This is a genomic window from Nocardia altamirensis NBRC 108246 (genome assembly GCF_001612685.1).
GTDB classification, from domain to species: Bacteria; Actinomycetota; Actinomycetes; order Mycobacteriales; family Mycobacteriaceae; genus Nocardia; species Nocardia altamirensis.
This window is the reverse complement of sequence record NZ_BDAY01000009.1, coordinates 42,488-55,190: the sequence shown is the minus strand read 5'-3', so window position 1 is coordinate 55,190 and position 12,703 is coordinate 42,488. Positions and strand designations below refer to the sequence as shown.

Below are 12,703 nucleotides of genomic sequence, written 5' to 3'. Positions count from 1 at the left end.
GGTCGGGCGACGGGTGGGCGCAGGGGCGTGCAGGCCTGGCGGTCGACCGCGAAACTGCGCGTTCGGCTGCTCGGCATCGCCTTTTTCGTGGTGGTCGCGCTGTTCCTCTGGACGACCATCGCGATCTACAACAAGGCGTTCACGAAGACGGTCGACGTCGATCTGGTCACCGACAGCGTCGGCAACGCGTTGACCAAGAACGCGGACGTGAAGGTCCGCGGCATCACCGTCGGCGAGGTGCGTTCCAGCCACTCGACGGACGGCAGGGTGACGCTGAACCTGGCCATCCAGCCGGACAAGGCCGAGCAGATTCCGGCCAACGCGACCGCACGGCTGCTGCCCAAGACACTGTTCGGCGAGCGCTACGTCGACCTGATCATCCCTGCCGACCGCAGTGCCCAACACCTGGCCGACGGCGTGACGCTGCAGCAGGACAAGAGCGGCAACGCGATCGAGCTCAGCAAGCTGCTCGACGACCTGATGCCGCTGCTGCAGGCGATCCCGCCGCAGGACCTCGCCGCGACGCTCGGCTCGCTGTCGCAGGCGCTGTCCGGCCAGGGGCTCGCGCTCGGCGAGAGCGTGGACAAGCTGGACAACATCTTCCGTCAGGTCAACGGCGTGCTGCCGGACCTGCAACAGGATCTGCGCAGCTTCGCCGAGGTGGCCGCCACCTACTCCGATGCCGCGCCGCAGCTGGTGCAGGCCCTGGACAACCTGCGCACCACCAACGCGACGATCGTGCAGCGACGCTGGGACATCGACTCGCTCTACGCCGTGCTCACCCCTGCCTCGTCGGACACCGCGGATTTCCTTGTCGCCAACCGCGACAACTTCATCGACGTGGCGATCGATTCCAGGCCTGCGCTCGAGCTGCTCGCCACCTACTCGCCCGGATTCCCGTGCACGATGGCGAATTTCGCGAAGCTGAAGCCGCGCATCGACGAGATCATGGGCAAGGGCAAGCCGAACCCCGGTTCCCGGGTGAGCATCGAGCTGACCAATACTCGCGGCAAGTACCTGCCCAACCAGGACGAGCCGCGCTGGCTCGGCACCGAGGGCCCGTTCTGCGTTCCCGAGTACCCGCTCGGTGTCGACCCAGGTCAGTACACCGGCGGGCCGTACAGCGACGGTTCCTACGCGGTGCCGAGCCGTAACCCCGGTGATCAGGATTCGGGCAAGATGTCGCCGCCGCAGTTCGGCGTCTACCCCGCAGGCCAGGTTCCGACGGTCGCCGGTTCACCGCTGGAGCGGCAGTCGCTCGGCGCGATTTATGGTGCGGCGCACGGTGTTTCGGCCGATCAAGTGCCGAGCTGGGTGACCAGGGCCGGCGCGCCGGCGTTCCGTGGCAGCGAGGTGAGCGTGCGATGAAGCAGCAGCTGCGCGGCCTGGGCGGGTCGCTGACCAAACTGATCATCTTCGTCGTCGTGACACTGTTCGCGACCACGGTGCTCGCCCTGTCCATCGCCAACTACAGCGGCGGCGGCACCGGTTTCAAGGCCCGCTTCACCGATGTCACCTCGCTGAACAAGGGTGACGAGGTGCGGATCGCCGGCGTGCGGGTCGGCAAGGTCACCAACATCGCGATCGTCGACAAGCGTCTGGCCGAGGTGGAATTCCAACTGACCGACCGGGATTGGCTGCCCGCCTCGACCACGGCGAGCATCCGCTACCGAAACCTGGTCGGCCAGCGCTACATCGCGCTCGAGCAAGGCACGGGCGAGCAGGGCCGCAAGCTCAACAAGGGCGGCACCATCGCGCTCGACCACACCCGCCCCGCGCTGAACCTGACCACCCTCTTCAACGGCTTCCGTCCGCTGTTCCGCACGCTGACCGCCGACGACGTGAACAAGCTTTCCTTCGAGATCATCCAGGTGTTCCAGGGTGAGCAGGGGACCATCCATGATCTGGTGGCGAGCACGGCCAGCCTGACCAACAAAATCGCGGACAAGGATGCGGTGATCGGCGAGCTGACCCGCAACCTGACCGCGGTGCTCGACACCGTGAACAAGCGCGACGATCAGTTCGACCAGCTCATCGTGAACACCGAGGCGCTGATCAGCGGTCTGTCCGCGGAACGGGACACGATCGGGCGCTCGGTGACCTCGCTCGGCAATCTCGCCTCGGCCACCGCGGATCTGCTTGTCCCGGTCCGCCCGACGCTGCAGGGTTCGATCGCGGGCCTCAACCAGGTGACCGGCACCCTCAACAGCCGCAAGGACGAGGTCAACGAGGCGCTGGCCAACCTGCCGCTCAAGATGGAAAAGCTCGGCCGCGTCGGCAGTTACGGCTCCTGGTTCCAGTTCTACCTGTGCGGCATCGACATCGTCGTCGGGCCAGGCGCGGTGGAAGCGCCGCAGCTCAACCTGCCCGCGGGCCTGCCGACGATCAACCAGCCGCTGTACACCAATGCCGCGCCGCGCTGCCAGGGGAGGGCCCGCTGATGGACGATCGGATCCTGCTCGGCAAGCGCAGCCCCGCGTTCATGGGTGTGCTCGGTCTTGCCATGGTGTTGCTGGTGACGGTGTCGGCGTTCTTCATCGACCGGCTGCCGATCATCGGTGCAGGCACCAAGTACACGGCCGAATTCTCCGAGGCGGCAGGCCTGAAGAAGGGCAACGAGGTGCGCATCGCAGGCGTGAAGGTCGGCTCGGTGTCCGACGTGCGCCTGGACCGGGACAAGGTCCTCGTCGATTTCCGCACCCAGAACGCCTGGATCGGCAGCGACACCACCGCCTCGATCCAGATCAAGACCGTGCTCGGCCAGAAGTACCTCGCGCTGGATCCGAAGGGGTCGCGCACCGCCGATCCGAGCAAGCGGATTCCGTTGTCGCGCACCGTCGCTCCGTACGACGTGGTCGACGCGTTCACCGACGCCGCGAAGAACATCGATCAGATCGACACCGCGCAACTGGCCACCAGCATGCGGGTGCTGTCCGACGCGTTCGCGACGACGCCACCGGAGATCCGCGGCTCCATCGACGGTGTCGCCCGGCTGTCGGAAACTCTCGCCAAGCGCGACGAGGAACTGAAGAAGCTGTTCGCCGCGACCAGGCAGACCACCACCGTGCTCGCCGATCGCAACGCCGAGTTCGAGCGGTTGCTCGCTTCGGGTGGCCAGCTGCTCGCCGAGCTGAACATTCGCCAGCAGTCGATCGCGCAGTTGCTGTCCGGCGCCAAGACGGTCGCGTCGGAGCTGAGCGCGCTTGTGCACGACAACGAGGAGCAGATCGGTCCCGCGCTGACGAACCTGCGTGGCGCGATCGATCTGCTCAACGCCAACCAGCAGAACATCTCCAAGACACTGGAACTCGCCGCGCCGTTCTACGGCATCTACGCCAACGTCCTCGGCACCGGACGCTGGTTCGACGCGGTGATCGTCAACCTGATCCCACCCGCGCTGCCGGAGATCCCCGGCGACCGGCCGCCGGTGCGCACCATGGGAGGCAACTGACATGGCGGCGAACTGGCGCGGCGAACCGCTGACGGCACTGCGGAATTCGAGTCGAGGCACCAAGGCCGGGATCGCGCTCGTCGCGGTCGTCGCGGTGGTGCTGGCAGGCGTGCTGTGGTGGACGTTCGATCGGCTGACCACCACCAAGATCACCGCGTACTTCGATCGTTCCGTCGGCATCTACGAGGGCTCGGATGTCCGCATCCTCGGTGTTCCGGTCGGTCGGGTGGATTCCGTTGAGCCGCAAGGTGATCAGGTCAAGATCGTGATGCATGTCGAGCGCAGGTTCGACGTGCCCGCCGGCGCGCGGGCGGCGCAGATCACGCCGTCGATCGTGTCGGACCGCTACATCCAACTGACCCCGGTCTATACCGGCGGGCCGAAAATGGACCGCACCGCGACCATTCCGCGTGACCGCACCGTCACCCCCGTCGAGGTCGACCAGCTGTACAAGAGCATCACCGAGCTCTCGGATGCGTTGGGCCCCAACGGCGCCAACAAGGACGGCGCGGTGAACGAGCTGGTCCGCACCGGCGCGGCGAACCTCGACGGCAACGGCGAGGCGCTGGCCAACAGCCTCACCCAGCTGTCCAAGGCGGCGCGCTACCTGTCCGACGCGCGCGGCGACATCTTCGACACCGTCAAGAATCTGCAGACCTTCGTCACCATGCTCGCCACGAACGATCAGCAGGTGCGGCAGTTCAATGTGCAGCTCGCGGACCTGTCCAGCTTCCTCGCCAATGAGCGTGCCGATCTCGGCGCCGCGCTGAACCTGCTCTCGGTCGCGCTCGGCGATGTGGCGCGGTTCATCGACAACAACCGCGAGCTGATCGCCAGCAATGCCGAGGGTCTGGTCACCCTCACCAAGACGCTCGCCGACCAGCGCGACGATCTGGCCGAACTGCTGCCCGTGCTGCCGGTGGCGCTGAGCAACCTGGTCAACATCCACAACGCCGAATCCGGCACGCTCGACATGCGCGCCAACTTCACCGACCTGCAGGATCCGTTCGGGGTCATGTGCAAGCTGATCGACGTGGCCAAGCTGCGGCCTGGCGATCCGCAGTTCGAGGCGCTCGGCAGGCAGATGCGCCCGATCCTCGAGCACTGCAAGGAGATCTCCGACCAGATCACCGCGGGTGTGCAGACGCCGACGCTGATCCTGCCGTTCGGCATCCTCAGCAACGAGAACCAGCAGCGCGCTCCGGTGCCGGGCACCGTGCCAGGCACGCCGTCGGATCAGCAGCCACCGTCTCGGGGAGGTGCGCGGTGAGTACCCGAATCCGTTCTGTCACACGAGGTTTCGGTGCCGCGCTGGTGTTCGGGGTGAGCGCGGCGCTGGTCGCCTCGTGCGCATCCGACGGCATCTACAGCGTGCCGCTGCCCGGCGGCGCCGACGTGGGTGCGCACCCGATGCGCATCGACATCCAGTTCGACGACGTGCTCGACCTGGTGCCGCAGTCCGCGGTGAAGGTCGAGGGCGTTCCGGTCGGTCGCGTCGAGGACATCACCATCGGCAAGGACCAGTGGACCGCCACCGTGCGCACAGTGGTGAGCTCGACGGTGAACCTGCCCGCGAACGCGCGTGCCGAAGTGCGCCAGTCGAATCTGCTCGGCGAGAAGTTCATCGAGCTGTCCAAGCCGCCCGCCGACGCGGATGCCAAGAAGCTCAGCGACGGTGCGGTGATCCCGGTCGACCGGACCAGGCACGCCACCGAGATCGAGCAGGTGCTCGGTGCGATGTCGTTGCTGCTCAACGGCGGTGGCGTCGCTCAGCTGCAGCCGATCGTGACCGAGCTGAACAAGGCCATCGGCGGTCGTGAGGATCGGGTGCGTTCGCTGCTCGACCAGGCGAACATCTTGATCAAGGGCCTCGACGATCAGGTCAACGACATCACCAGGGCCCTCGACGGTCTCGATGTGCTCAGTAGCCGGGTGAGCAGGCAGACCGACCAGATCGGCAAGATCCTCGACGAGCTGCCCCAGGGCATCAAGATCCTCGAGCAGCAGCGTCCGCAGCTGATCGGACTGCTCAGCCAGCTGGACCGGGTCGGTCAGGCGGGATTCGATGTGCTCGATCATTCGAAGGACGAGCTCATCCGCGATCTGACCTCGCTGCGCCCGACGTTGCAGGAATTGGGCAAGGCCGCACCGGATCTGGTGACCGCCTTCCCGCTCATCCCCACCTACCCGTTCCCGGATTCGTCGCTGGCCAGCACCTTCGGCGGTCAGATGAACACCTGGCTCTCGGTGGATCAGCAGATCGGCGTCACGCTGAGCAATCTCGGTGTCGGCAAACCGGATCCGGTGTACATCCCGCCGGTCGGCCCGCCGGTGCCGGTGAATCCGACGAACCCGTACTACAACGGCAACGGTCCGCGCCCTGGCTGGCCGACGATTTCGATCCTGCCGCTGCCGCCGAACATGGCGCAGCCGCCCGCACCGGGAGTGCCGCCCAATCCGGTCGGCGCGATTCTCGAGCAACTCGGTGTCGCGCCGCAACCGGGAGGCCCCCGATGACCCGTCTGGTCCGCTGGCAGTTGATCGCCTTCGTCGTCCTCGCGGTGGTCGGCGTGGTTTTCGTCGGCGCCAAGTACATCCGGCTCGACCACATGATCGGATTCGGCCAGTACACCGTCAAGGTGCAGGCCGAGCAAACCGGTGGCATCTACAAGGGCGCCGAGGTCACCTATCGCGGTGTTCCGGTCGGCCGGGTCGGCACGATGGAGCTCACCGGCGACGGTGTCGTGATGAACCTCGTCATCGATTCGGATTCGCCGAAGATCCCCGCGTCCGCGAAAGCCGTGGTCGCCAACCGATCCGCGATCGGTGAGCAATACGTCGATCTGCAGCCGGACGCCGACACCGGCCCGTACCTGCGCGACAATTCGGTGATCTCCTCGGCGACCACGCCGGTGCCGGTGCAGCAGCTGATCGCCAGCGTCGACACGTTCACCCGCTCGGTCGATCTGCAGGCGCTGAACACGACGGTGCGCGAGCTCGGCAAGGCATTCGACGGCAAGGGCGACGATCTTCAGGTCTTCGTCGAATCGCTGAACAACTTCACCACCACCTTCAATGACACACTGCCGCAGACGATTCAGCTGATCCAGGACGGCAAGGTCGCGCTCGGCACGCAGGCCGAGCAGTCTGGCGCCATCCGCGAATTCAGTGACGGCCTCGACAAATTGAGCGCCCAGCTGCGCTCCAGCGACCCCGACATCCGCAGGTTGATCGGCACCGGCACCGATGCGGGCCAGCAGATCGGCGCGCTGGTCAAGGAGAGCGGTCCCGCGCTCACCCAGGACTTCGCCAACCTGCGTCAGTTGCTGCTGACCATCTCGCCGAAGTTCTACGCGCTCAAGCCGCTGTTGCAGATGCTGCCGCACCTGTCCATCGGCGGTTCGGCCACCGCGCCCGGCGACGGCACCAGCCACTTCGGTCTGGTGCTCGAAGCGAACAATCCGCCTGCCTGTACCGTCGGCTACGAGGGAACCCAGCGGATTCTCGAACAGATGAAGGCGCAGAACCCGGACTTCGACGACACCCGCGACGAGTTCCCGTTCAACAAGGACGCCAAATGCCTTGTGCCGTTCGGTAATCCGACTGCGGTGCGCGGCGGGGAGCGGGCCGAGCTCGCCGATCCGAGCATCGTGCAGCCGTGGGATGCCACCCCCAAAACCGATCCGGACAAGCTGAACATGAATCCGATCGCCGTGCAGTTGGCCACCCTGATGGGGGTCACGCCGAAGCGGTGACCAGGACCGACGACGTTAGGGTGACTCGCATGGGCGAGCGAACCGAATCCAACCGTGAGGCGAAGTCGTGAGCGAGCGTCAGCGAGCGAACCGAGAATGCAGCGCGCCCGTGCGCACGACGGAACCGAGCGTCAGCGAGGTGGAGTCGTGAGCACCGACCTGTCCAAACAGCTCGACGCATCGAAGACCGCCGCTGAGACGCCGGTCGAGGCGCGCGGCTCCGAGGCACCCGAGCGGACCGGGCTCCTCCGTACGTTCGTGCTGATCGGCTCTGCGACCGTCTTGATCGTCGCGCTCGTCGCTGCCGTGTGGTTCGGCACCGGTTGGGTGCGTGCCGCCTTCACCGACGGCCCGCGCGCCGATGCCCGCGACACCGCGCTCGACGGCGCTCGTCAGGCCGCGCTCAACATGACGTCGATGAACCTCGACGACGTGCCCGGCTCGCTGGCGCTGGCCAGGTCCTCGATGACCGGCGCGTTGCTCGACTCGGCCAACAAGAACAAGGACCAGGCCGAGACGCTGGCCAAGCAGACCAGTGTCGGGATGACCTCGAAGGTGCTCGGCGCCGCGCTGACCACGCTGAACAGTGAAGAGGACAAGGCGTCGGCGCTGGTCGTGCTGCAGGTCACCGAGACGGGCAAGGACAAGCCGCCCGCCGAGTACCGCTACACCTGGAACGTCGACGTGACCAAGACCGGCGAGGTGTGGAAGGCCGAGCAGATCTCCTCGCTGAGCCAGCCGGTGCTGCTCAGCGGCGGCCAGGGCCAGGCGCCGCCCGCGCCACCCGGCGATCAGCCGCCCGCCGCACCCAAGCCGGGATCGTAGGAGGGGACCGACATGACTTCGCGTAAACCGGTCAACCGGGTCACCTCCAAGCGCCGCCCCGGCGCCGAGCAGCAGTCGCGTGCTACCACGCCACGCACCACCCCTGCCCGTAAGCCGCGCTCGACCGGCACCTCGCGCGCGACCACCGCGCGCCCGCGCACCGAGCAACGGCCCGAGCCGAAGCGGTCCGAGCGCCTGCGCATCGCACGGCCGGGTCGTTCGTACTGGTCCATCGTGGTCACCTGCTTGGTCGCCGCCGTGCTGCTCGGTGGATTCGCGGTGCTCGCCGCGCTGCGCCCTGGCGTCGACGATTCGAACAAGGCCTTCGTCGACAACAAGGCCACCGAGGAGGTCCGCGCGGCCGCCGACCACGCGCTGAAGACCGTCTACGCCTATGACGTGAAGAACATCGATGGCTACCGCGACGCCGCCGAACAGGTGCTGACCGGCAAGATGCTTGCCGATCTCGACAAGTACGCCGACACCACCATCTCGGCGGTAAAACAGGCTCAGACCAGCGCGGATGCCAAGGCGGATCCCATCGCTGTGACTTTGCTCACCGACGATCGGGCCGAGCTGATCGTCAATCTTGTGGTGAGCGCGACAAAGAATGGCGTCGCTCAGCAGAGCGTCGCGGGCCCGATCGTGCTGCACATGCAGAAGGTGGGCGATCGCTGGCTGGCCAGCGACATTGTCGACCAGTGATCACCCAGCGGCCCAGGGGATCTCACCGAGCGCCACACGGCCCTGCCACTTGACGAGTTTCGCCCGAGCCGTCACGCTATTCACAACAGCGGCAGCTGTCACAGTGGCTCCCTAGCGCCCCGTCGTCCCCGACGCAGCCAGCGATTCGGACTCGGCGCGCCAGCCACGTGAATGTGCGCACGGGTGGTAGGTTGACGCCCCCGTGGCGGTTGGTGTATGGTTGGACGTTGCGCTGGCTGCCTCCTGTCCATACCTCGATTTGCACACGTAAGTTCCACCTTCCGGTGTTACTTCCGTTGTTGCCTGTTCGGGTTTCGTTCGGGTTGTAACCAGCGGAATTCGTAGCAGACAAGCGACGGTCGCGGACCACCACGCGACGCGCGTGAGGTGCTGGAAGGACGCATCTTGGCAGTCTCCACCCAGACCAAGGCAGTTGCCGGAATCCCCGGAGCCCCGTTGCGGGTGTCTTTCGCGAAGATCCGTGAACCCTTGGAGGTGCCCGGACTTCTCGATCTACAGACGGACTCATTTGCATGGTTGATCGGTTCGCCGTCATGGCGTGAAAAGGTTGCCGCGCGCGGCGACGTCGGGCTAGTCGGGGGACTCGAGGAGGTGCTCGAGGAGCTTTCGCCGATCGAGGACTTCTCCGGCTCGATGTCCCTGTCTTTCTCTGACCCTCGTTTCGAAGAGGTCAAGGCCTCGATCGACGAGTGCAAAGACAAGGACATGACCTACGCGGCGCCGCTGTTCGTCACCGCGGAGTTCATCAACAACAACACCGGTGAGATCAAGAGCCAGACGGTCTTCATGGGAGATTTCCCGATGATGACCGACAAGGGCACGTTCATCATCAACGGCACCGAGCGCGTCGTCGTCTCGCAGCTGGTCCGCTCGCCGGGCGTCTACTTCGACCACTCGGTCGACAAGGGCACGGAGAAGGACCTGCACAGCGTGCGTGTCATCCCGTCGCGTGGTGCGTGGCTGGAGTTCGACGTCGACAAGCGCGACACCGTTGGTGTCCGCATCGACCGCAAGCGCCGCCAGCCGGTCACCGTGCTGCTGAAGGCGCTCGGCTGGACGACCGAGGAGATCGTCGAGCGTTTCGGCTTCTCCGAGATCATGATGTCGACGCTGGAGAAGGACAACACCGCCGGTCAGGACGAGGCGCTGCTGGACATCTACCGCAAGCTGCGTCCGGGCGAGCCGCCGACCAAGGAGTCCGCGCAGACCCTGCTGGAGAACCTGTTCTTCAAGGAGAAGCGCTACGACCTGGCGCGCGTCGGTCGCTACAAGATCAACAAGAAGCTCGGTATCCACCTCGGCGAGCAGGTCACCGGATCGGTGCTCACCAAGGAAGACATCGTCTCCACGATCGAGTACCTGGTCCGCCTGCACGCGGGCGACCGCGTCATGACCGCCCCCGGCGGCCAAGAGGTCCCGGTCGACGTCGACGACATCGACCACTTCGGTAACCGTCGCCTGCGCACCGTCGGCGAGCTGATCCAGAACCAGATCCGGGTCGGCCTCTCCCGCATGGAGCGCGTGGTCCGCGAGCGGATGACGACTCAGGACGTCGAGGCGATCACGCCGCAGACCCTGATCAACATCCGTCCGGTCGTCGCCGCGATCAAGGAGTTCTTCGGAACCTCCCAGCTGTCGCAGTTCATGGACCAGAACAACCCGCTGTCGGGTCTGACCCACAAGCGCCGCCTGTCGGCTCTTGGCCCGGGTGGTCTGTCCCGTGAGCGGGCCGGCCTGGAAGTCCGTGACGTCCACACCTCGCACTACGGCCGTATGTGCCCGATCGAGACCCCGGAAGGCCCGAACATCGGCCTGATCGGTTCGCTGTCGGTGTACGCGCGGGTCAACCCGTTCGGCTTCATCGAGACGCCGTACCGCAAGGTGGTCGACGGCCGGGTGACCGACGAGGTCAAGTACCTCACCGCCGACGAAGAGGACCGGCACGTTCGTGCGCAGGCCAACTCGCCGGTCGATGCGGATGGTCGCTTCCTCGAAGACCGCGTGCTCTGTCGGCGCGGCAACGAGGAGAACGAGCTCGTCCCGGCCTCCGAGGTCGACTACATGGACGTCTCGCCGCGCCAGATGGTGTCGGTCGCGACCGCGATGATCCCGTTCCTCGAGCACGACGACGCCAACCGTGCCCTCATGGGTGCGAACATGCAGCGTCAGGCTGTGCCGCTGATCCGTTCCGAGGCGCCCGTTGTCGGCACCGGCATGGAACTGCGCGCCGCCGTCGATGCGGGCGATGTCGTGGTGAACGAGAAGTCCGGTGTGGTGGAAGAGGTTTCGGCCGACTACGTCACCGTGATGGCCGACGACGGCACCCGCAAGTCCTACCGGATGCGCAAGTTCGCGCGTTCGAACCAGGGCACCTGCGCCAACCAGCGTCCGATCGTGGACGAGGGTCAGCGCGTCGAGACCGGCCAGGTGCTGGCCGACGGTCCGTGCACCGAGAACGGTGAGATGGCCCTCGGCAAGAACCTGCTCGTGGCGATCATGCCGTGGGAAGGCCACAACTACGAGGACGCGATCATCCTGTCGCAGCGCCTCGTGGAAGAGGACGTCCTGACCTCGATCCACATCGAGGAGCATGAGATCGACGCCCGCGACACCAAGCTCGGTGCCGAGGAGATCACCCGCGACATCCCCAACGTCTCCGATGAGGTCCTCGCCGATCTCGACGAGCGCGGCATCGTTCGGATCGGTGCCGAGGTGCGCGACGGTGACATCCTGGTCGGCAAGGTCACCCCGAAGGGCGAGACCGAGCTGACCCCGGAAGAGCGGCTGCTGCGCGCGATCTTCGGTGAGAAGGCCCGCGAAGTCCGCGACACCTCGCTGAAGGTTCCGCACGGTGAGTCCGGCAAGGTCATCGGCATCCGCGTGTTCTCGCGCGAGGACGACGACGATCTGCCTCCGGGTGTCAACGAGTTGGTCCGCGTCTACGTCGCGCAGAAGCGCAAGATCCAGGACGGCGACAAGCTCGCAGGCCGCCACGGCAACAAGGGTGTCATCGGCAAGATCCTGCCAACCGAAGACATGCCGTTCCTCCCGGACGGCACCCCGGTCGACATCATCCTGAACACCCACGGTGTGCCGCGTCGTATGAACATCGGCCAGATCTTGGAGACCCACCTCGGGTGGATCGGCAAGGCAGGCTGGCAGGTCGACGTCGCGTCGGACGGAACCCGTCCCGACTGGGCGAAGGCACTGCCGGAGGAGATGCTCGGCGCGCCGTCCGACTCCAACATCGCGACCCCCGTCTTCGACGGTGCCCGCGAGGAGGAGCTGACCGGTCTGCTCGCCTCGACCCTGCCGAACCGCGACGGTGAGCGCATGGTCGACGACAACGGCAAGGCGACGCTGCTCGACGGACGTTCCGGCGAACCGTTCCCGTACCCGGTGGCGGTCGGCTACATGTACATCCTGAAGCTGCACCACCTGGTCGACGACAAGATCCACGCCCGTTCGACCGGTCCGTACTCGATGATCACCCAGCAGCCGCTCGGCGGTAAGGCCCAGTTCGGTGGCCAGCGCTTCGGTGAAATGGAGTGCTGGGCGATGCAGGCCTACGGCGCGGCGTACACGCTGCAGGAACTGCTGACCATCAAGTCGGACGACGTGGTCGGCCGTGTGAAGGTCTACGAGGCGATCGTCAAGGGCGAGAACATTCCGGAGCCGGGCATTCCGGAGTCGTTCAAGGTGCTCCTCAAGGAACTCCAGTCGCTGTGCCTCAACGTCGAGGTGCTGTCTTCCGACGGCGCCGCGATCGAGATGCGCGATGGCGACGACGAGGATCTGGAGCGCGCGGCAGCCAACCTGGGCATCAACCTGTCCAGGAACGAAGCCGCAACCGTCGACGATCTGGCGAACTAGGCGGTAGGTGCGAATGTCGTTTATTTCAAACGGCATTCGCGCCCCGCGTTCCACCAACTAGTGAACTTTTTGC

General features: G+C 65.9%; 9 protein-coding genes. All 9 read left to right on the top strand.

Features of this window, described 5'->3' with window-relative positions; genetic code table 11:
• Nucleotides 1-27 precede the first annotated feature (27 nt).
• The 9 genes from NA11_RS05025 to rpoB all read left to right on the top strand — a co-directional run bounded on the left by NA11_RS05025 (nt 28) and on the right by rpoB (nt 12,630).
• The gene (locus NA11_RS05025; RefSeq protein WP_069160564.1) at nt 28-1,368 is read left to right on the top strand and encodes an MCE family protein; all 1,341 of its coding nucleotides are present in this window, start codon (nt 28-30) and stop codon (nt 1,366-1,368) included.
• Complete coding sequence (locus tag NA11_RS05020) at nt 1,365-2,441, top strand: MCE family protein (protein ID WP_174567659.1); 1,077 nt, start codon at nt 1,365-1,367, stop codon at nt 2,439-2,441. The genes NA11_RS05025 and NA11_RS05020 overlap by 4 nt, the downstream gene beginning before the upstream one ends.
• Nucleotides 2,441-3,451, top strand: a complete 1,011-nt coding sequence (locus tag NA11_RS05015; protein WP_069160563.1) for an MCE family protein — start codon at nt 2,441-2,443, stop codon at nt 3,449-3,451. The genes NA11_RS05020 and NA11_RS05015 overlap by 1 nt, the downstream gene beginning before the upstream one ends.
• A 1-nt stretch (nt 3,452) precedes the next feature.
• Nucleotides 3,453-4,721, top strand: a complete 1,269-nt coding sequence (locus NA11_RS05010) for an MCE family protein (RefSeq protein WP_069160562.1) — start codon at nt 3,453-3,455, stop codon at nt 4,719-4,721.
• Complete coding sequence (locus NA11_RS05005) at nt 4,718-5,968, top strand: MCE family protein (RefSeq protein ID WP_141717419.1); 1,251 nt, start codon at nt 4,718-4,720, stop codon at nt 5,966-5,968. The genes NA11_RS05010 and NA11_RS05005 overlap by 4 nt, the downstream gene beginning before the upstream one ends.
• Nucleotides 5,965-7,206: an MCE family protein gene (locus tag NA11_RS05000; RefSeq protein ID WP_069160561.1), complete on the top strand. Its 1,242-nt coding sequence runs from the start codon at nt 5,965-5,967 to the stop codon at nt 7,204-7,206. Before NA11_RS05005 ends, NA11_RS05000 begins: the two co-directional genes overlap by 4 nt.
• A 147-nt stretch (nt 7,207-7,353) precedes the next feature.
• On the top strand, nt 7,354-8,031 hold the full coding sequence (locus NA11_RS04995) for a hypothetical protein (protein ID WP_174567658.1): 678 nt from the start codon (nt 7,354-7,356) through the stop codon (nt 8,029-8,031).
• Nucleotides 8,032-8,043: 12 nt separating this feature from the next.
• Nucleotides 8,044-8,736, top strand: a complete 693-nt coding sequence (locus NA11_RS04990) for a hypothetical protein (protein WP_069160560.1) — start codon at nt 8,044-8,046, stop codon at nt 8,734-8,736.
• Nucleotides 8,737-9,123: 387 nt separating this feature from the next.
• The gene (gene rpoB / locus NA11_RS04985) at nt 9,124-12,630 is read left to right on the top strand and encodes a DNA-directed RNA polymerase subunit beta (RefSeq protein WP_069160559.1); all 3,507 of its coding nucleotides are present in this window, start codon (nt 9,124-9,126) and stop codon (nt 12,628-12,630) included.
• Nucleotides 12,631-12,703 lie beyond the last annotated feature (73 nt).

Bases quoted from the DNA above. Each gene is read 5' to 3' on its own strand.
- NA11_RS05020 (WP_174567659.1), top strand. From the start codon at position 1,365: ATGAAGCAGCAGCTGCGCGGCCTGGGCGGGTCGCTGACCAAACTGATC.
- NA11_RS05015 (WP_069160563.1), top strand. From the start codon at position 2,441: ATGGACGATCGGATCCTGCTCGGCAAGCGCAGCCCCGCGTTCATGGGT.
- NA11_RS05010 (WP_069160562.1), top strand. From the start codon at position 3,453: ATGGCGGCGAACTGGCGCGGCGAACCGCTGACGGCACTGCGGAATTCG.
- NA11_RS05000 (WP_069160561.1), top strand. From the start codon at position 5,965: ATGACCCGTCTGGTCCGCTGGCAGTTGATCGCCTTCGTCGTCCTCGCG.
- NA11_RS04990 (WP_069160560.1), top strand. From the start codon at position 8,044: ATGACTTCGCGTAAACCGGTCAACCGGGTCACCTCCAAGCGCCGCCCC.